This is a genomic window from Sphingopyxis sp., from assembly GCF_035686825.1.
GTDB lineage: Bacteria > Pseudomonadota > Alphaproteobacteria > Sphingomonadales > Sphingomonadaceae > Sphingopyxis.
This window is the reverse complement of the sequence record NZ_DASRYZ010000003.1, coordinates 758,119-776,274: the sequence shown is the minus strand read 5'-3', so window position 1 is coordinate 776,274 and position 18,156 is coordinate 758,119. Positions and strand designations below refer to the sequence as shown.

Sequence of the window (18,156 nt, the reverse complement as noted above, 5' to 3'; positions counted from 1 at the left end):
CCGATGTTCCATGCCGCGCCGCCGATGGCAAGTTTATTTCGTGCCGATGCGGCTGCGATGGACGGGTTGCGATCCGCAACCCTTCGCTTATGGTAATCCGGGAAAAAGGAGAAGCGCGATGATCATTTACGGGTCGGTGGTGTCGCCGTTCGTGCGCAAGCTGCTCGGTTATCTGGGCGAGAAGGGGATCGAGTTCGAGCTGAAGGGCGTCGGCATCGGCGACCCCGACCCGGGGTTCCGCGCCGCCTCGCCGCTCGGCAAGATGCCCGCGATGGACGATGGTGGCTTCCTGCTCGCCGATTCGAGCGCGATCATCCAATATGTCGAGGCGAAATATCCCGAGCCGGCGCTGATCCCCGCCGACCCCGAGGATCGCGGTCGCGTGATCTGGTGGGAGGAATTCGGCGACACGGTGTTCGCGGCGTGCAGCGGCAAGATGTTCTTCAATCGGATCGTCGCGCCCAAATTCCTCGGCCGCGAGGGCGACCTCGCGGCGGCGGCGCAGGCCGAGAGCGAAGAATTGCCGAAGCTGCTCGCCTATCTGGAAAGCGCGATCCCGGAATCGGGTTATCTGGTCGGCGACCGGCTGACGCTCGCCGATCTGGCGGTCGCGTCGCCGCTGATGAATTTCCGCCATTGCGGCGCGCGCATCGACGCGGCGGTGCACCCGAAGATCGCGGCGTGGAGCGAGGAGATATTGTCGCGGCCGAGCATGGCGCCGTGGATCGCCAAGGAAGAGCGGCTGATCGAGCGCGTGCTGGCGAGCTGAGGCGGGGGGTGCCGGATAGCTGAGATATCCCCTCCCATCGCCGCGCGACACGACCGGTTTCGGCCGAAATCGGCCGTCGCCCCCGCGAAGGCGGGGGCCGCTAGCGGCCTTACTCAGCGGCGTTGCGTTAAACCGACAGCGGCCCCCGCCTTCGCGGGGGCGACGGTTATTGGGTATGTCCGCTCCCACCCCAAAACCGATGCCCCGGAATCGGCGGATTTCCGGCGTTGCTTGTCTTTTTAACCTTTTTGTGAGTTACTGTGCGCCGGGTCGCTTTTCCGTTTTCCTTTGTGGTGGGGAGGAAGCATATGGCGAGCGATGAGGAGAAGAGGGCGCGTTCGGACCGGCGGTCGGGTGACCGTCGTGCGGGCGATGACCCGAATTACAACGGGCCGGATCGTCGCAAGGGCGACCGGCGAACGGGCAAGGATCGCCGCTCCGACTGAGCGCGGCGGCACGCGCCGACGGGAGACAGGCTTTGACCGAACCGCGCGTGCCGCGCCTGAGCGTCGACATCGTGTCCGACGTGATGTGCCCCTGGTGCATCATCGGCTGGCTGAAGTTCCGCAAGGTCATGGATCACTTCGCGGGCCGGCTGGACTTTCGCGTCCAGTGGCATCCGTTCGAACTCAATCCCGACATGCCGCCCGAGGGCGAGGATGCCGCCGCGCATGTGATGCGCAAATATGGCATCAGCGCCGAGCAGAGCCGCGCCAATACGGGGCGGCTCGCAAGCATCGCGGACGAGCTCGGTTTCGCCTTCAACCGCGGCCCCGCTTTCCGGATGCGCAACAGTTTCGACGCGCACCGTCTGCTGACCTGGGCGGGGGCGATCGAGGAGCCCGATCAGGACGGCCCTACGGGTGTGCAGACCGAGCTGAAGCTCGCCTTGTTCAAGGCGCATTTTACCGACAATCGCGATGTTGGCGACACGCAAGTGCTCGCCGATGTCGCGGCATCGGTCGGGCTCGACCGCGACCGGGCGGCGGCGATCCTCGGCACGGGTGAGTTTGGCGACATGGTGCGCACCGAGGAAGCCTATTGGGCCGACCGGAATATCACCGGCGTGCCCGCTTTCATCCTCGACGGCCGGATGCTGGTTCCCGGCGCGCAGGACCCCGAGGTGTTCATCCGCGTGATCGAGAATAAGGTGCTGTCCGCGGCCGCCTGAGGAACGCCGGTCCGGCTCCGCGCGTTTTCGGGTTTCCCCCTGAAAGGAACCGGCCATGATCGACGATCCCCGCAAACCCGAAGCCGATGCCCCCGAGGCGCGCAACCGCGAGCAGGACGATGAGGCGGCGCAGGCGCAGAGCGTCGCCGAGGCGGCGCGGCGCGAGGCGCGGCTCGAGGACAGCGACAAGAAGCCGAACGGCGACGCGAGCGACGATGTGCAGGATCTGGTCGATCATATGCGCCAGATGGAGCGGTCGGGCCGCATCGACATGGACGCCTATCGCGGCGAGCGAAGCGACGATGACGAGGATGACGAGCTGGGCCCCGGCGGGGTCGAGGATGACGAACCGCGTGGCGCGCCCTGATCGGCCCTGAAGCAGTCTGCAATGGCGCCGCATCGGGCGCGATCGATGCTGTTTGCTCACCATAGCGGATGCGCCTCGTTGAGATTTCGCTAAGCCTCCGCCGGTAGACTCGCCGGCATGTCGGGACCCGATTTTCACCCTCCGCGCCGCCATGCCGTTCGTCGCCGCAGGCCGGTGCGCGGACGGCGGCGCCCTATCGGATCGAACCTGTGGCTGACGCCGGTGATGGCGGTGGCCTTTGTTGCCGCGCTTGCCACTTTTCAGCACTTCCCGGCCGGTTTTGAAGCCGTGCCCGCCCCTGTCGCCGCACTCTTCGCGGCGGAAGGAGCGGGGACGCGCGATGCGCTATCGGCGCGCTTCGGCTTTTGCCACAGCGGCGGCGGGCGCGATTGCGTCGTCGACGGCGACACCTTCTGGTTCGCGGGCGAGAAATATCGCGTCGCCGACATCGACACGCCCGAAACGCATCCCGCGCGCTGCGCCGAAGAGGCGGCGCTCGGCGAGGCCGCGACCGGGCGGCTCCGCGACTGGCTGAATGCCGGGTCGTTCAGTCTCGAAAGCACCGGTCGCGATACCGATCGCTATGGGCGCAAGCTGCGCATCGTCACGCGCGACGGCGGGAGCGTCGGGTCGGCGCTGGTCGCCGAGGGGTTGGCGCGGCCGTGGGAAGGCGCGCGGCGCCCCTGGTGCTAATCCTCCCCCGGGGTTCCCCATAGCGCCTCGTGCACCGTGCCGCGGCCGAGCGACGGTTTGAAGATGAAGGCGAAAAGATAGATGCCGAGCGCGAGGCTGATCACCACCAGCCCGGCGACGGGATTGGCGAGCCCGATGATCGCGCCCGCCGCGGCCGAGAGCGACAGCAAGGTCAGGCGTTGGTGCGCCTTGAGGTCGTGGCTGCGCCGGTCGGTCGCGCGCCCGACGATCGACAGCGCGACGCGCGCGATCGGCGGCAGCGCGAAGGCGAGCGCCATCCACAGCCAGTGATCGGCATCGTTGCCCGCGTCGAACAGGCGGCCGACGAGCCCGGTCGGCGCGCCGCCGAACACCCCGATCGCCGCCATGATCGCCGCCATCGCGAGCGTTTCGGCGAGGTCGACCGCGGCCTCGGGCGCGCCGTAGCGCCGCACGCCGTCGGCGCCGGGGAAGGCTGCGATAGCGCCCTCGCCATATTGCGCGCCGAAATAGAGGAGCATCAGCAGCGCCGCCCAGACGTGCAGCGCGTCGGGGAAGGGGGCGGTGAGCGAGCCGTAAAGAAAGCTGCCGAGGAAGCCGGGGTAGATCAGGCTGTAGACATAGGTCGGCAGCCGCATCGGCGTCAGGTTTCGGGGCCGGAAGGGTCGAGTTCGGGCGCCGCGTCGGCGGCGTCGGCAGCGGCGTCGGCCGCGCTGTCCGCCGCCGCGTCGTCGGGCGGGGGCAGCTCATCCCTGAGTGGCGCGTTCGGGCCTGCGAGCTGGCGGCCGATGTCCGCCGCGATCAGCTGCGCGACGGGATCATCGTCGATCGCGGCGAGTTCTTCGCGGCGCGCGGCCAGCGCGGCGGCGCGCTCCTCCTCGGGCAGCTTCGCGACCGCGACATAGAAGCGCACCGCCTGCAGCCATGGCGCGTCGTCGGTCAGCACATCCTCGGCCCAGCGGCTGAACGGCCCGCCCGATACCTGCCAGCCGCCGTCCTGCCGGTCGAGGAAGAAGAGCACGCGCGACCCGCGCGGGAAGATATAGCGGACGCAGGCGCCGGCGAGGCTCTGCGGATGCGCCTCTTCGAGTTCATAGGGATTGCTGAGCTGGACCGCACCGTCGGTCGCGATCATCGCGGGGAGGGCGATCGGCGCCGACGGCATCGCGCCCTTGAGCGCCTCGACGGGCTCGATCGCGATCATCTGCTGTTCGGTGCCGTCGGGTTCGAAATTGCCGCCCGTCACGGTGCCGAGCAGGATGAGGTCCGCGTCCTCGACAAGTTCCATATTGGTCGGCACGCGATAACCCGCCGCGACCGAGCAGGCGTATGCGCTCAGCGGCGTGGCGACGAGCGCGAGTGCGGCGGCGGAGAGGAGATGGCGCATGAGCGGAGGCTAGCGTCGCGAGCGCCTTTTGGAAAGCCGGCGCGGCTTTCGGGCGTCCCGTCCTGGCCTATGGAGCCGACTCGCTTTCCATGCGTATCATCGCCAGGCTCCCTCCCCCGGAGCGGCAAGGAGAATGACCATGGCAGAGCATGACCATAGCGCGATCAAGGAAGACATGACCGTCGTCGGCGCCGACGGCGTCCATGTCGGCACGGTCGACCATCTCGAAGGCGAACGCATCAAGCTGACCAGGGCCGACAGCGGCGACGGCAAGCATCATTACCTGCCCGCCGGCCTGGTCGCCGCGGTCGAGGGCGACACGGTGCGCCTGTCGGCGAACGCGGCCAATGCGGTCGACCTGTTCGAAGAGGCCGAGTAGTCGATCCAGCGAACAATAGAGGGCCGGGCGCGCAATCGGGCGCGCCGGCACCGAACTGGCCCGCCCTTTCCCCTGGGGCGGGCCGTTTTCATATGCAGGGCGGCTTGGTGATCAGCGAGGTCGCTGGGACCGCCGGGCCGAGATTTCCGGGGCACCGAAACGGCGAAAGGGAGCCGGCATTCCGGCTCCCTCCCCGATCGCGGACGCGATGCGGTCTCTCTATTCGGTCGGGCGGGGAGCCAGGTGCACCCGGCTCCCCCAGCGCGCGGCAACGTCTCTCCATGCGGGAGGTCGCCGCGGCTTGTTCGATATCAGCGCGATTCGACCTCGGCGGTCGTGCGCGCCTGAATCTCGGCGCTCGACAGCTTGGTGACGAGACCGTGGGTCGCGCCCACCGCGCCATGATAGATTTCGGCGAGCGGCACATTGTAGAGCTTGCCGCCGCGCACGACGACTGCGACGTCACCCTCGACGCTCTGCACCGTGCCGACGCTGCTGCCGTCGGTGCCGTAAAGTTCGGCGCCGGCGCGCACCTGTTCGCGCGTCGCCAGAGTGAGGTTCGCCGTATCGACGCTTTTCTGGGCGGCGCCATCGACCTGATCGACCGCCTCGCCGACAGGGGTGGCCGCGTCCTGAACCGCGGCGTTGCCATTAAGGCCGACCTTTCCGACGAGATTTACGTTGGCGACGCCGTCGCTGCCCACGGTGGCCGCGGGCGAAGCGACTTGCGCGAACGCGGGGGTTGCGGCGAGAAGGGCGGGGGCGGTTGCCAGAAGGGCCAGCGCGCCAAGAGCGGGGGGCTTGCGCATCTCTCTCTCCATGATTTGGTCGGCATCGACGCCGCCCCCGGGGGGGGGGGTGAGGGGCGGCGTCGATGCCTTCGCCGGAGAAACCGGCGCGATGTCCGCTCGTTGCATCGCGGGGCGCCCGGATGCGACGGACGGTCGCATCCGGGCGACGAGTGGCGGGCGTCAGTGCGCGCGCGGGCGCGGCGGCGCGGCAATCAGCTTGTTGAGTGTCGCGATGCGGCGGCGTGCGGCGGTCCAGTCGCGCTCGGGATGCGCCTGAATCTGGTCGAGGAGGTTGCGCACCTCCTTGCGGCGGTCGCCTTCGGTTACGGCCTGCATGGGCTTTCTCCTTTCGCGGGCATCATAGCATCGCGGCGCTGCGCCGGGGAGCGTTTCGCCGCGCCGCCGGGGCGGTTAACCCCGGCGGCTGCGCGGTGTGCGGTCTCAGGCCAGTCCATCGGCCGCCTCGCGCCAGATAGCGGACCTACGCTTCGCGCGGCGCGGGCAGCCTAGCCAGCAGCGCCACGAGCTGCGCCTGGCTGGTCGCGCCGGTCTTGCGGAAAATGCCCTTCAAAAGGAAGCGCACCGCGTTGAGGCTGACGGCGCGCAGCGCGGCATAATCCTGCAGCGTGTCGCCCGCGGCGAGCGCGACGGCGAGGCGGGCCTCGGCCGGGGTCAGGCCGAACCATTGCGCGACGCGGTCGATCTCGACCACCGGGGTTTCGCCCGGCGAACTGCCGAGCGTGACGATGAGCGAGGCGCCGAGGCGGACGCCGCCGAGTTGCTGTGCCGATTGTCGCGTCACGCGCGCGACGAGCACCGGACACTCGCGGTCGACATCGCCGATCGTCTGGAAAGCGAGGCCGGCGGGATCGGGGCTCTTGACGAGATCGAGCAGCCGTTTCTGGCTCGGCGGATGGGTGAAGGCGAAGCGGTCCTGCGCGGTGCGGATGAAGCCTGCGCGTTCGTAACGCGCGGCGCGGGCGTTGGCGGCAAGGATATTGAGCTGATCGTCGAGGCTGAAGATCGCGAAGGGCGCGGCGTCGGCGGCGGCGCGCGCGGCGCCCGCGGCAAGGTCGAGCGTCGCGATGCGGTCGCTGATCCGCATCGCGCGCTGCATATGCGGGGCGAGGACGCGCAGGCCGCGCTTCAGCCGTTCGACGTCGCGGTCGCCCGGCCCGGGGAGCATCAGCCCGAGCCGGTCGCCGTCGCGGCGGTCGAGCAGCACCCCGACCAGCCGGTCGATGCCATAGGGTTTGAGGAAATTGCGGAAGAATTCGGTTTCGTAGAATTCCTCGCGCGTCATGATGTCGAAGCTGTCGACGACGCTGCCGTTGCCATAGCGCTGGAACTTGCGCGACCAGGGGTGGTTACCGGCGTAGACTGCGGTGTAGATTTCCTGGATTCCCGCGGCGAGGCCAGTCGCCGCGACGAAGCGCGCGCTCGGCGGATTGCTGCTTTCCCAGAGGATGAAGGCGGCCTCCCAGCTCAAGGGACAGAGCGCGCCGGTGATGCGGGCGAGGGTTTCGTTCCAGCTTTCGGGATGCAGGACGGAATCGTATATTTCGCCGATCAGCGCGTTGAGCACCTCCCATTCGGCCGGCGCATTATGGCCGGCGGTTATGGCGCGTCGCGGGTCGCTCTGCATGCACTTCTCCCCACAGAAGATACGCAGCCCGGGCATTTGACGGGAGCGGAAGGACGATAGCAAGCGCAATGCGATAAAATGAAAAAAATCGGCGCCCTACCCAGGTGGGTAGCGAAACAAGGGGGCGAATCGGCCATGAATGGCCTGCGACCCGAGGAAGGTGGAACCAAGGCCATCTTGCTCTCTTGAAGTCCGTCGGCTTGCCGGCGGACTTCATTTTTGGGCGCGGATGAACTGGCCGGTTCGATCGGATTTTTGAACCTCCACTCCCACCCCAACGCCGACTTCGCGCCGGATCATTCCGGGCCGAGCGCGATTTTTCGGTTCACGCCGATCGCGTCCAGAAACGCCGCATCGTGGCTGACGACGAGCAGCGCGCCGTCATAGGCGGCGAGGCCGGTTTCGATGGCGGTGAGCGATTCGATGTCGAGATGGTTTCCGGGCTCGTCGAGGATCAGCAATTGCGGCGGGCGCGGCGCGCCGAGGACGCAGGCGAGACCGGCGCGGAGCATCTGCCCGCCGCTCAATGTCCCGGCGATACGGTCGGCGGCGTCGGCGCGAAAGCGGAAGCGCGCGAGCGCGGCGCGGCACTGGTTGTTCGTCGTCCCGGGATTGAGGCCGAGGAAATTGTCGGCGATCGAGCGCGCGGGATCGAGCAGGCCGACTCGCTGGTCGAACAGCGCGAACGGGACGCCGACGCGCACCTCGCCCGACCAGGGGGCGAGCGTCCCGGCGACCAGCGCGAGGAGGGTCGATTTGCCCGAACCATTGGGGCCGGTGATCGCGACGCGCTCGGGGCCGGTGAGGGTGAGCGACAGGCCTTCGATGACCGGCCGATCCGGGGCGTAGCCCGCGCTGACCCGGTCGAGCGCGAGCACGGTGCGCGAGGCGGGGAGCCCGGTCGAGGGCAGCGCGACGGCGAGCGGATCGACGACCTCGATCTTGCCGCGCGCGGCGTCGCGCGCCTGCTCGGCCTCGGCGCGCTGGCGTTCGGCGAGGCGCCGGTTCGCGCCGACGCTTTCTTCGGCGCGCCGCTTGAGCGTTCCGAGCAGGATCGCGGGCTCGTCGCCGCGCGCCGCCTTGCGCCTGCCGCCCGCGTCGCGGCGCGCCTGCCGCTCGGCGGTGACTTGCGCCTGGCGCCGCACGCGGCCGAGTTCTTTTTCGGCGCCCGCGAGCGCGGCTTCGATCGCTTCCTGCTCGATATCCTTGCGCGCGCGATAGGCGCTCCAGCCGCCACCGTAGCGCGCCGCGCCGAGGCCGGTCAGTTCGACGATCGCGTCCATCTCCTCGAGCAGTTCGCGGTCGTGGCTGACGACGATCGCGCCGCCGCGCCAGCCGGCGAGCAGATCGCGCACGGCTTCGCGGCCCTCGCGGTCGAGATTGTTGGTGGGTTCGTCGAGGAGCAGGAAATCGGGCGCGGCGAACATCGCGCCGGCGAGCGCGGCGCGGGTGCGCTGACCGCCCGAAAGCGCCGCGAGCGGCGTGTCGGCGGGGAGCGGCAGGCCGACGCCCGCGAGCGCCTCGTCGATCCGCGCGTCGAGCGTCCAGTCGGCCTCACCGATTTCCTCGACGCTCGCCGCGCCGGCTTCGGCCTTGCGCAGCAGCGCGAGCGCGGCGCGCGCGCCGAACAGGTCGGCGATGCTTTCGTGCGCCGCGACCTGTACCGTCTGGCGCAGCATCGCGATGCTGCCGTTGATGGCGATGCTGCCGCTAGCGGGCGAAAGCTCGCCGGTCAGCAGGCGTAGCAGCGTCGATTTGCCGACGCCGTTGCGGCCGACGACGCCGACCCGCTCGCGCTGGAAATGGAGATCGAGGTCCGAAAGGACGGCGCGGCCGTCAGGCGCGGACCAGCCGAGGTTGGCGATGGTGATCGAGGGAGAAACGGGAGACATGAACAAGGACTTTCCTGGCGGCAAGGCGGGGCGGCGTTGCGGTCAGATTGTCGTTCATGGCGAAAGTCTCCGGTGCGATTGAGGGAGCAATGTAGGGAGGCGGGGGGACGGATGCAAATTTGTCTTCGTGGAACATCCGGTTTCGACCGGGAGCGGACGTTCCTTCATCGTCATCCTGGACTTGATCCGGGATCCATAGCTGCGCCGTCGTCGTGGATCCCGGATCAAGTCCGGGATGACGAAGCGAGGGTAGTTTGCCGTCCGCTCCCCACCCCAAAACCGCCGATCACACCGGTCGCGGGGCGCGGGCGCGGATGAAGTTTTCGAGGGCGACGAACAGCATTTCGCGCGCGTCGCTGCCGAGCATTTCGGCGGTCAGCCAGTCGAACTGGACGCGATCACGGCGCGCGGCGGCGCCGACGATCGCGGCGAGCAGCGCCTCGTCGAAGCTCACGCGCGGGCAGCAAGGCGGGGCGACGGCGAAGGGTTCGGGCCAGACATGGCCGATCGCCTCGACGACGAGGCGATAGCGGCGCGCCGCGAGGATATTGCCCCAGCGGCGTTCGAGTTCGGGCATCGGGTCGCGCTCGCTGCGGCGGCAGAGAATGCAGTAGCGCAGCGCGAGGACGGCCTGCGCCGCTTCGACCGAAAGGTCGCGCACCAGCGGCTGTTCGGTGAGTTGGCGGATCAGCTCGCTGCTTTGCATGAGGTTCGTTTCTCCCGGCCCGTGCAGTCCCTCGGTCCGCTTCGCCCCGTTCGGAAAAAGATGCCGGCCGCTTTGGGGCAACTTGAAGTTGCAGCGGCCGGCAGGAGGGGACTGCCCCACCTTGCTATTGAGAATTATTCGCAAATACAAGCAAAAAAAGAGGCGCCCGAAAGCGCCCCTGAAAACGACGTGAATCCGCAGGTTCACGTCGCCCCCGCGTAGGCGGGGGCCGCTAGCGATTTATCCAGCAGCGCTGGAATAGGCCGACAGCGGCCCCCGCCTGCGCGGGGGCGACGATTGATTCTTAGATGATTCTCAGTCGTCGCCGGCGGGCTTCGACTGGAGCTGGATATAATTTTCGATGCCCATGCGCTCGATCATCTCGAACTGCTTTTCGAGCTCGTCGACATGATGTTCCTCGCTTTCGAGGATGTCGGCGAAGAGGTCGCGGCTGACATAGTCGCGCACGCCTTCACAATGGGCGATCGCGTCCTTGAGCAGCGGGATCGCCTCTTCCTCGACCGCAAGGTCGGCCTTGAGGATTTCCTCGACCGTTTCGCCGACGCGCAGGCGGCCGAGCAGCTGGAAGTTGGGGAGGCCGCCAAGGAAGAGAATGCGATCGGCGAGCTTGTCGGCGTGCTTCATCTCGTCGATCGACTCTTCGCGCTCGAACGCGGCGAGGCGCGCGACGCCCCAATTGTCGAGCATGCGATAGTGCAGCCAGTACTGGTTGATCGCGGTCAGCTCGTTCTTGAGCGCCTCGTTGAGGAAATCGATGACTTTTTCGTCGCCCTTCATGGTGTCTATCCTGTCATTTCGTCTTGGGAATGGAGTGGGCGCATTATAGGCGCCCCGGCCCCATCAGGCCAAGGTCAAAAATGGCGGAAAACCAAGAAAAATCAGGCGGTGGCGGCGGCGTCGCTGATGATATTGCGAGCGAATGACAGGCATTGTCCGCACTTGGGTTTGCGACCCAATTGCGCATAGGCCGCCTTGGCGCACCGCAATTGGCCACTCCGCGCGACATCGCGCAGCTGGCTTTCCCTTATTGCGTTGCAGACACAGACGACCATGTGCGAATCCTTCTCAACAATGCTGATTTAGGGATAGTGCGAGAGATTCGCAACAACAAAGATGCGATTGGTTCGCAATCCGGACAGCCGCATTTTTGGCGTCGCGATCGCCGCCCACCCCTTGCCCCCGAAGTGATTCGCGGGCATAGGCGCGCCCATCTTCCCGCCCTTCCCAGCAAAGGTCCGCCCCGATGAAAGTGAATGTCTATGTGACGCTCAAGCCGGGGGTGCTCGACCCGCAGGGCAAGGCGATCCATCATGCGCTCGAAGGGCTGGGTTTCGGCGGCGTATCGGACGTGCGCGCCGGCCGTTTCATCGAGCTCGACGTCGCCGACGGGACGAGCGACGCCGATCTCGACGCGATGTGCGCCAGGCTGCTCGCCAATACGGTGATCGAAAACTATCGCATCGAACGGCCGTAAAGGAGCCAAGGCCATGAAGACCGCCGTCATCGTCTTTCCGGGTTCGAACTGCGACCGCGACATGGCGGTCGCGCTCGAGGCTGTAACGGGCAAGGCGCCCGCGATGGTGTGGCACCGCGAAAGCGCGCTTCCGGACGGGACCGACTTCATCGCGCTCCCCGGCGGCTTTTCCTATGGCGATTATCTGCGTTCGGGCGCGATGGCGGCGCGGTCGCCGATCCTGCGCGCGGTCTCGGACGCCGCGGGGCGCGGCGTGCCGGTGCTCGGCGTGTGCAACGGCTTTCAGGTCCTGACCGAGGCGCAGCTGCTCCCGGGCGCGTTGATGCGCAACGCGGGCCTCAATTTCGTGTGCCGCACCGTGCCGCTGACGGTCGAGAACAGCCAGTCGCTGTTCACCGCTGGCTATCAGGCGGGCGAGACGCTCGACATCCCCGTCGCGCATCATGACGGCAATTATTTCGCCGACGCGGCGACGCTCGACCGGATCGAGGGCGAAGGGCGCGTCGCCTTCCGCTATGCGGATGGAGTCAACGGATCGGCGCGAGGCATCGCGGGCGTGCTCAACGATGCGGGCAATGTGCTCGGTATGATGCCGCACCCCGAACGCGCGATCGACCGCGCGCATGGCGGCACCGACGGGCTACGCCTGTTCGAGGCGGCGCTCGGCGTCCTCGCCTAGGACCCGATCGCGATCGGAGGCGTCCGGCGCGTCGCGCTGCGGTTGCAGCCAGCGGCCGACGAGCAGCAGCACCGTCGGCCAGAACATCGTGTTCCAGATGTCGTGCCAATGCTCGGCGTCGGGCTGGACCGTCGCATTGCTATATTCGATGGTCAGGTCGAGCCATTCGCCGCCGCAGGCCATCGCGAGCACCGCGAGCCACGCCGCGACCCAGCCGCCGCGACCGCGCCACGCGAAGCGCACCGCCAGAAACAGCGCCATGCCGAAATAGATGTGCAGCGCATCCTTGCCCAAGCCGGTCGCTTCGATCACCGACAGTTTGCGGGCCTCGAACAGCGAGGCGATTTCGATCAGGGTCATTCGCGATCAGACCTTGGCGCCAAAAGGGTTGAAATCGGTGCCTTCGTCGAACACGTCGACACCTTCGCGGCGCTTCAACGCGCCGACGACGACATAGGTTGCCGGGGTCAGCGCCGCCTCCCACGCGACCTTCATCGCCCAATTGGTCGTGAGGACCAGAAACACCTGTTCGGTTTCCCAGATGCCGAGAAAGGCGATGGGATAGAAGATCAGGCTGTCGATGCCTTGCCCGAAAATCGTCGAGCCGATCGTGCGCATCCACAGGTGGCGTCCCTCGGTCGCGAGCTTCATGCGCGCGAGGACATAGGAGTTGACGAACTCGCCGGCCCAGAAAGCCGCCATCGATGCGAGCACGATGCGCCAGGCGGCGCCGAACACGCTTTCATAGGTTTGCTGGCAGACCGCGCCGGGGCCCGCCGCGTCGGCGCCCGATTTCAGCGTCAGCGTCTCGGTCCCGCTGCACCACCAGTCCTGCGCCGGCGGCATCGCGAGCACGATCCAGCTCATCACCGCCATGAACATGAGGGCCGCGAACCCGGTCCAGATCACCCGCCGCGCGCGCGCATAACCATAGACCTCGGTCAGCACGTCGCCGATGACATAGCTGATCGGAAAGAAGAGGATACCCGCGCCGAAGGTCAGCCCGCCGACCATCGACAGCTTCGACGCGCCGATGATGTTCGACAGCAGCAGCACCGCGACGAAAGCGGCCATGACGAGGTCGTAATAGCGAAAGTGCCGGATGCTTCCGGCGCTGACGGGCGCGGGTTTGGCGGGGGTCGCGTCGGAATCGGTCATCGGCCGCTGCTTAACCTGCTTTGCGGCGGACGCAAACCGCGCTATTCGCGCCCGGCACAGCCGTGCCGCGCGCCCGTAGCTCAGCTGGATAGAGCACCCGCCTTCTAAGCGGGTGGTCGCAGGTTCGAATCCTGCCGGGCGCACCACTTCGGAACAAAGCTGGGCACTGCGCCCGGCTTTGTTTCGGCGGCTCCCGCGATCAGTGCTTGCAGCAGATTACTCTTTGAGCCGAGAATCCGAACCTCATCGGTATCCACTTCGACCCGCTGTGCCAGCGCGCGGAGATGATCACGGCGATAGCCGCCATTCTCATTTCGCATCCGCTCACGCGCGGCGCTGGCGAACTTCGCTAGCATCTCGGGCGCGACCGCTTTCCGCCCTTCAGCACTGAGCGAGGTTCTGACGCGCTCGGCGTCGGCCTTTGCCTGATCGCGCGTTGCCTTGAGGGTCGCTATGCGCTCCTTGAGGTCGGCGTCGTCGACCTCGGCAATTCCGTTTTCGATGGCATCGTAAAGCCGCTTTAGTCGCAGCTCGGCTTCGGTAGCTCGCTTGTTGAGTTCTGCGACATGGGCGCGCTTGCGCGTCGTCTGCTCTTGCCGCCGATCCAAAACCGCAGACAGGATGGTTTCCAGCCGGTCGGGTAGGAGAAGCTCGTCCTCCAGATGCTTTGCGACCAGATCGTCCAGCTTCTCCATCGGCACCGTCATGCCGGAGCAGGCCATCGGCCCCTGCCGTGCTTTGGTCGAGCAGGTGTAATAGCGATAGCGGCCACCCTTGCCGGTGCGGATGGTCATGGCACCGCCGCACGTTGCACAATGGATCAGCCCTGTAAGCAGCGTGGGGCCGCTTACGACGCGCGGCGGCACTTTCTTGGGGTTGCGGGCCTGCAAGTGCGCCTGCACCGCGTCAAACGCCCCCTGATCGATGATCGGGGGCACATTGACCAACACGGCCTCCGACTTCGGCTTGAGCTTCCTGTCCTTGCCCCGGCGATTGAACTCGTGGCGCCCGGTGTAGGTCGTGCGGGTGAGTATCTGATGGACCGCGCCAAGGCCCCAGCGCCCGCCATCGCGGGTGCGGATTGACCTCTCGTTGAGCCAAGCGGCAATAGCCTTGACCCCCATCGATCCCGAGCCGCCGTCGCCCTGCAATGCGAGCCGGAAGATGGTCCGCACCGTCTCGGCATGGAAGGGGTCAATCTCCAGCCGCTTCTTGATCTTCGCGCCGCGCTGTTCGGCCGCGACGACGCGGTAGCCGATTGGCGGCAGCGACCCATTCCAGAAGCCTTGCCGTGCGTTCTCGCGCATTGCGCGCAGCACATGCTTGGCGGTCTCCTTCGACTGATACTCGTCGAACAGCGCCATAATTTGGCGCATCATGACGTGCATCGGATCGTCGCCCATCTCCTGCGTGATGGAGACGAGCTTCACGCCATTCTTAGCGAGCTTGCGGACATAGAACTCTAGTTCGAAATGATCGCGAAAGAAGCGCGAGAAGCTGTGGACGACCACGATGTCGAACGGGGCAGGCTTGGACGTCCCGGCCTCGATAAGTTGCTGGAAAACGGGGCGGCGGTCGTTCGTCGCCGTGGCGCCGGGTTCGACATATGTTTCGACGATCTTGAACCCGCGCGCGGCGCACCAGTCCTCGCCCTGTCGCCGCTGGTCGGGGATCGACACATTATGTTCGGCCTGCCTCGCGGTCGAGACACGAAGATAGAGGGCTGCGCGCGCCCCCGTGATGGTGTGCGGCGCAGTCATGGCAATCTCCGTAAGGGCAGCTCAAATGGATGGGGAAAACAACTCGTCGAAAAGATCGCCAAACCAGCGCTCGAACGCTTCGACTTCCGCCAACGTGACCGGAACGGGATCGGGCCAGTCGTTGATGACGCGCCATGTCGAGAGGTCATGCTTGGGAGGCCGACCGGGAAACGGCCAAGGCTTGCCGAGCAGCGCTTCAAGCTGCTCCGATGCGCTTGGCGCTCGCTCGGGGGAGGGGCGGGCCATGATGCAACGGTCGCGCAGTTCGTGGCGCGATGAAACAACAATCCGCCATTCCGGGCCGCTCGTTGTACGGTGGGGTAGAAAAACAATCGATGGCGCAGATGGGATGCTGGCGCCGTTGCGGCTTTCGGGTCTGGGTCTGGCCTCGCGTCGCGAATCACTGCCATCGGCGACCTTGCCAGAAGGCTATTTGGGAAGCTCGCGGGCATGATCTTTCCTAGCCTTGCGAATAGCCAGCAACGCCCTGACCATCTCCCGCTCGACCGCCTTTTCGCTGATACCCAGCCGGTGCGCGATACGGTCGTAACCCAGATCGTCGAAGCGGTGCATCATGAACACCTCGCGGGTGCGCTTTGGCAAGCGAGCAATGGCTTGCTCAACCCGCCTGATCTCCGGATCAACATTTTCGTCGCAGCTCGGAACGACCGGCAGCGGGACGAGCAGGTTACGGATCGTGCGCGCGAAGCGAACGGCCATGTTGTCGTCAGCCATGAGCTTTCCTCCGCCGGGGGTGGGGGTGACCCGTCACACCCCGCACATGATCGAGTAAGTCCCGGAGCAGGGGCGGAATGTCCGGCAGCGATGCGGGGGGCGGGGGCCGTGATCCATTCAGGTCCGGATTGCGCCAGACGCTGTAGGGCGACAGGACAGGGGTCAGCCGCTCCAGTTCGGGGGATCGACAATTGAGGCCGGTCGCATTGGCATATGCCAGCGACTTACCGATGTGCAGGCCGATGTTCCGGGCGCACCATCGATCATCAAAACCCACGTCCATGAGATGCGAGCTTAGCGCCATCTGGACCACGATGCCGGTGTGGTAGAGTAGGTCGCTCGTATTGCCGAAGCGCAATTCTGCAATTGCGACATAGAAACTCTCGCCGTTTCGGTAGCGAGCTTCGCTCAACACCCGGCCTGCGCGTGATCTCACGAGTTCGGGGAATGCGGTCGGCTGCTCGCCAAAGGACGGCGTAATCGGGGTGGCTAGCTGTGTGCCTCTCCTGACCGACTTCGATCGGGCGCTATGGGCATTGTGGATCATGTCGCCTCCGTCGCTTGTGTGATTCGACCTCAGTTCATCGTCCGCCGAAAAACCAAGGCTTGTTTACGCTATCGTTTATATCATAAACGGTAGCGTATATGCAAATAAACGATGTCATTAACGCGATTCTCTTTGAGATTGAGCGAGAGGCCGATAGCGACGACGGCATGGGACGCCCGCCGCTCGGAATGAAAGCAACGACCATCCGGCTATCGGTGGACACAATCCGTCGAATTGAAGCGCAGGTCGGAAACCGGCAGCTTGCGAAGTTTATTCGCGAGGCCGTCGAGCGGGAGCTTCGACGGCGAGAAGAAGAGCAGAAACCCTAAGCGGCCGATTCGCCGCTCGCGCGTTTTTCGTCCGCCGAGTTCGCGTCCGAACAGAGTGCGATGCGCACCCTCGAAACTTCGCAGAAAACCGTCACTTTGAACAAACGGGGCGGCTGTGTAGTCGGATTAGCCTCTCAAAAAGTGGCGGAAAAGCGTTATGCACCCGTGCGTGAGGTGTGTGACTGTAAATTGTGGGTCCGATGCGAAGCATCGAGGCCCGGCAACATCGCATTTTGGGCGCGGCGTTTCTGCCATCGCTGCACGCTCGGCAGGCGCAACAGGTTGCATATCGGCAGACCCCGCCAAATTATTTTTCAGGGTTGGCCCCCTAATTCCGAATCCGGCGTTCGGGTCTGCCGCTCCCGCTATGGGGAGTTAATTTCCGCTAGGCCATTGCCAATAGGCGTACGCTTTCGGGGCGAAGGGTTAAATTCGCTGCCATTCTTCCACATAGCCAACATGACAGATGACAGCTTTCGCGCGACGGCAACCCGGGCCTTGCCCCAACCTCGACGCTCGCGCAAACCAAGGCCCCATTTTTTCAATTCAGACTCTTTGGTCGTCGCCCTCAGAATGACCATAGCGGCACCCACAAGATGTTGCCGCGTCATGGTGTTTCCGGTTTTGCTGATACGAAAGCGCGCGACCGTGCCGCCGGATTGGCGAACACGGGGGACAAGTCCGAGATATGGGCCGGCGTCTGCGCTTCTCCGGAAGCGCTCGGGGTCGTCAACGGCGCTATAGAATGAGAGTGCGGTGATTGGCCCAACGCCAGGAATGCCCATAAATCGCTGGCACACTTCGTTTTCGCTGGCCATTGCTGCAAGGGATTGATCAAGGTTTTCAATCTGAGCGCGTAGGCGCCCACATAAGTCGAGAATTGGCTCGATATCTTCCTTAAGATCAACCCTTTCGTCCCTCTGGAGTCGAGCAATCTCAGTTAGTGTGTTCCGTCTCAGCACCGCTGTTGAAGTGCTCCTTGGTAACTTGCCACCGTATAGGTGGAACAACGCATTTATTCCGGCCTCACCGCCAACCCGCATTCTGAGGAGATGCTGCCGAGTGACCAGCATTGACCGGATGCGTTGAGAGGCGAGGCTCTTGATTGCCACTTCTGAAACTGTGCCGCGTCCCAACCGCGCCACTTCTGCGATGCCCCGAGCGTCATTGCGATCTGTTTTGTTCTTCCTGATGCCGAGGTAGGCGCTGACTTGTCGGCATTCAAATACGGCGACCTGATATTCGAGACGACGGAGGCCGCGAGCGAGATGGATGCTCGTCGATCCCGCTTCCATGCCAATCACACCCATTTTGTCGCAGCACAAGGGGCGCAGTATCGCGTCCACAGTCGCCACGGACGTGGCAAAGTCCTGCTCAAGCATCGTTTCCCCGGCAGAGTTGAGCACGCAAGCCGAGGTCATATGAACACCGACATCGAGGCCGACCCAAAGTCGCTCGCCCACCTGACTATCTCCCAATCAGGACGACCCGGCGCCGCACTCGATACAAGGTCTGGGCCTTATTCAAACTCACGGCGTCCGAGTCTCGCAGACGATGCTGAGCCATCATAATTAACAGTGGATTTCGGGATATGGCGAGGCTGGCGGAAGGGATGATCGAGGGACGCGTATCCGCAGCGTTCGATAGCGGGCGGGCCGTTTCACATTGCAGGAC

23 protein-coding genes and 1 tRNA gene are annotated in these 18,156 nt (G+C 65.5%); 9 read left to right on the top strand and 15 right to left on the bottom strand.

The window, feature by feature from the left end:
* Nucleotides 1-118: 118 nt before the first annotated feature.
* The 4 genes from VFG17_RS08315 to VFG17_RS08300 all read left to right on the top strand — a co-directional run bounded on the left by VFG17_RS08315 (nucleotide 119) and on the right by VFG17_RS08300 (nucleotide 3,000).
* On the top strand, nucleotides 119-769 hold the full coding sequence (locus tag VFG17_RS08315) for a glutathione S-transferase family protein (RefSeq protein WP_325028986.1): 651 nt from the start codon (nucleotides 119-121) through the stop codon (nucleotides 767-769).
* A gap of 478 nt (nucleotides 770-1,247) precedes the next feature.
* Complete coding sequence (locus VFG17_RS08310; RefSeq protein ID WP_325028985.1) at nucleotides 1,248-1,940, top strand: DsbA family oxidoreductase; 693 nt, start codon at nucleotides 1,248-1,250, stop codon at nucleotides 1,938-1,940.
* Between the two features lie 55 nt (nucleotides 1,941-1,995).
* Nucleotides 1,996-2,307, top strand: a complete 312-nt coding sequence (locus tag VFG17_RS08305) for a hypothetical protein (protein WP_325028984.1) — start codon at nucleotides 1,996-1,998, stop codon at nucleotides 2,305-2,307.
* Between the two features lie 117 nt (nucleotides 2,308-2,424).
* On the top strand, nucleotides 2,425-3,000 hold the full coding sequence (locus tag VFG17_RS08300; protein ID WP_325028983.1) for a thermonuclease family protein: 576 nt from the start codon (nucleotides 2,425-2,427) through the stop codon (nucleotides 2,998-3,000).
* On the opposite strand, the gene VFG17_RS08295 is transcribed toward VFG17_RS08300, so the two are convergent.
* The gene (locus VFG17_RS08295; protein ID WP_325028982.1) at nucleotides 2,997-3,617 is read right to left on the bottom strand and encodes a hypothetical protein; all 621 of its coding nucleotides are present in this window, start codon (nucleotides 3,615-3,617) and stop codon (nucleotides 2,997-2,999) included. The two genes, VFG17_RS08300 and VFG17_RS08295, sit on opposite strands and share 4 nt — an antisense overlap.
* Nucleotides 3,618-3,622: 5 nt before the next feature.
* Complete coding sequence (locus tag VFG17_RS08290) at nucleotides 3,623-4,366, bottom strand: hypothetical protein (RefSeq protein WP_325028981.1); 744 nt, start codon at nucleotides 4,364-4,366, stop codon at nucleotides 3,623-3,625.
* A gap of 139 nt (nucleotides 4,367-4,505) precedes the next feature.
* On the opposite strand from VFG17_RS08290, the gene VFG17_RS08285 reads away from it, so the two are divergent.
* Entirely contained in the window at nucleotides 4,506-4,745 is a 240-nt protein-coding gene (locus tag VFG17_RS08285) for a DUF2171 domain-containing protein (RefSeq protein ID WP_325028980.1), read from the top strand.
* 311 nt (nucleotides 4,746-5,056) lie between these two features.
* On the opposite strand, the gene VFG17_RS08280 is transcribed toward VFG17_RS08285, so the two are convergent.
* From VFG17_RS08280 to VFG17_RS08250, 7 genes are all read right to left on the bottom strand, one after another.
* Nucleotides 5,057-5,554 (bottom strand): hypothetical protein, encoded by a 498-nt coding sequence (locus VFG17_RS08280; RefSeq protein ID WP_325028979.1) that lies wholly within the window; start codon nucleotides 5,552-5,554, stop codon nucleotides 5,057-5,059.
* Between the two features lie 162 nt (nucleotides 5,555-5,716).
* Nucleotides 5,717-5,872, bottom strand: coding sequence for a hypothetical protein (locus VFG17_RS08275; protein WP_325028978.1), 156 nt, complete (start codon nucleotides 5,870-5,872; stop codon nucleotides 5,717-5,719).
* Nucleotides 5,873-6,017: 145 nt separating this feature from the next.
* Entirely contained in the window at nucleotides 6,018-7,181 is a 1,164-nt protein-coding gene (locus VFG17_RS08270; protein WP_325028977.1) for a hypothetical protein, read from the bottom strand.
* 296 nt (nucleotides 7,182-7,477) lie between these two features.
* Complete coding sequence (locus VFG17_RS08265) at nucleotides 7,478-9,073, bottom strand: ABC-F family ATP-binding cassette domain-containing protein (protein WP_325028976.1); 1,596 nt, start codon at nucleotides 9,071-9,073, stop codon at nucleotides 7,478-7,480.
* A 286-nt stretch (nucleotides 9,074-9,359) separates the two neighbouring features.
* On the bottom strand, nucleotides 9,360-9,779 hold the full coding sequence (locus VFG17_RS08260; RefSeq protein WP_325028975.1) for an addiction module antidote protein: 420 nt from the start codon (nucleotides 9,777-9,779) through the stop codon (nucleotides 9,360-9,362).
* A gap of 315 nt (nucleotides 9,780-10,094) precedes the next feature.
* Entirely contained in the window at nucleotides 10,095-10,577 is a 483-nt protein-coding gene (gene bfr / locus VFG17_RS08255; protein ID WP_325028974.1) for a bacterioferritin, read from the bottom strand.
* Between the two features lie 101 nt (nucleotides 10,578-10,678).
* Nucleotides 10,679-10,852 (bottom strand): (2Fe-2S)-binding protein, encoded by a 174-nt coding sequence (locus tag VFG17_RS08250; RefSeq protein ID WP_081933078.1) that lies wholly within the window; start codon nucleotides 10,850-10,852, stop codon nucleotides 10,679-10,681.
* Between the two features lie 191 nt (nucleotides 10,853-11,043).
* On the opposite strand from VFG17_RS08250, the gene purS reads away from it, so the two are divergent.
* Nucleotides 11,044-11,274 (top strand): phosphoribosylformylglycinamidine synthase subunit PurS, encoded by a 231-nt coding sequence (gene purS, locus VFG17_RS08245; RefSeq protein WP_295323054.1) that lies wholly within the window; start codon nucleotides 11,044-11,046, stop codon nucleotides 11,272-11,274.
* A 13-nt stretch (nucleotides 11,275-11,287) separates the two neighbouring features.
* Nucleotides 11,288-11,953, top strand: a complete 666-nt coding sequence (gene purQ, locus VFG17_RS08240) for a phosphoribosylformylglycinamidine synthase subunit PurQ (protein ID WP_325028973.1) — start codon at nucleotides 11,288-11,290, stop codon at nucleotides 11,951-11,953.
* Here the strand turns inward: purQ and VFG17_RS08235 are convergent.
* On the bottom strand, nucleotides 11,915-12,313 hold the full coding sequence (locus VFG17_RS08235) for a hypothetical protein (protein ID WP_325028972.1): 399 nt from the start codon (nucleotides 12,311-12,313) through the stop codon (nucleotides 11,915-11,917). The genes purQ and VFG17_RS08235 overlap by 39 nt on opposite strands.
* Nucleotides 12,314-12,319: 6 nt before the next feature.
* The gene (locus VFG17_RS08230) at nucleotides 12,320-13,111 is read right to left on the bottom strand and encodes a queuosine precursor transporter (RefSeq protein ID WP_325028971.1); all 792 of its coding nucleotides are present in this window, start codon (nucleotides 13,109-13,111) and stop codon (nucleotides 12,320-12,322) included.
* A 69-nt stretch (nucleotides 13,112-13,180) separates the two neighbouring features.
* Here VFG17_RS08230 and VFG17_RS08225 point away from each other — a divergent pair.
* A tRNA-Arg gene (locus VFG17_RS08225) sits at nucleotides 13,181-13,257 on the top strand.
* Here the strand turns inward: VFG17_RS08225 and VFG17_RS08220 are convergent.
* The 3 genes from VFG17_RS08220 to VFG17_RS08210 all read right to left on the bottom strand — a co-directional run bounded on the left by VFG17_RS08220 (nucleotide 13,216) and on the right by VFG17_RS08210 (nucleotide 16,153).
* Nucleotides 13,216-14,871, bottom strand: coding sequence for a recombinase family protein (locus VFG17_RS08220; RefSeq protein WP_325029095.1), 1,656 nt, complete (start codon nucleotides 14,869-14,871; stop codon nucleotides 13,216-13,218). The genes VFG17_RS08225 and VFG17_RS08220 overlap by 42 nt on opposite strands.
* A gap of 429 nt (nucleotides 14,872-15,300) precedes the next feature.
* Complete coding sequence (locus VFG17_RS08215) at nucleotides 15,301-15,606, bottom strand: sigma-70 family RNA polymerase sigma factor (protein ID WP_325028970.1); 306 nt, start codon at nucleotides 15,604-15,606, stop codon at nucleotides 15,301-15,303.
* A complete protein-coding gene (locus tag VFG17_RS08210) occupies nucleotides 15,599-16,153 on the bottom strand; it encodes a hypothetical protein (protein ID WP_325028969.1) in 555 nt (184 codons plus the stop codon). The genes VFG17_RS08215 and VFG17_RS08210 overlap by 8 nt, the downstream gene beginning before the upstream one ends.
* 98 nt (nucleotides 16,154-16,251) lie before the next feature.
* Here VFG17_RS08210 and VFG17_RS08205 point away from each other — a divergent pair, with 98 nt between their 5' ends.
* Nucleotides 16,252-16,482, top strand: coding sequence for a hypothetical protein (locus tag VFG17_RS08205; RefSeq protein ID WP_325028968.1), 231 nt, complete (start codon nucleotides 16,252-16,254; stop codon nucleotides 16,480-16,482).
* 365 nt (nucleotides 16,483-16,847) lie between these two features.
* Here VFG17_RS08205 and VFG17_RS08200 read toward each other — a convergent pair whose 3' ends face one another.
* A complete protein-coding gene (locus VFG17_RS08200) occupies nucleotides 16,848-17,945 on the bottom strand; it encodes an IS110 family transposase (protein WP_325028967.1) in 1,098 nt (365 codons plus the stop codon).
* Between the last annotated feature and the right edge of the window lie 211 nt (nucleotides 17,946-18,156).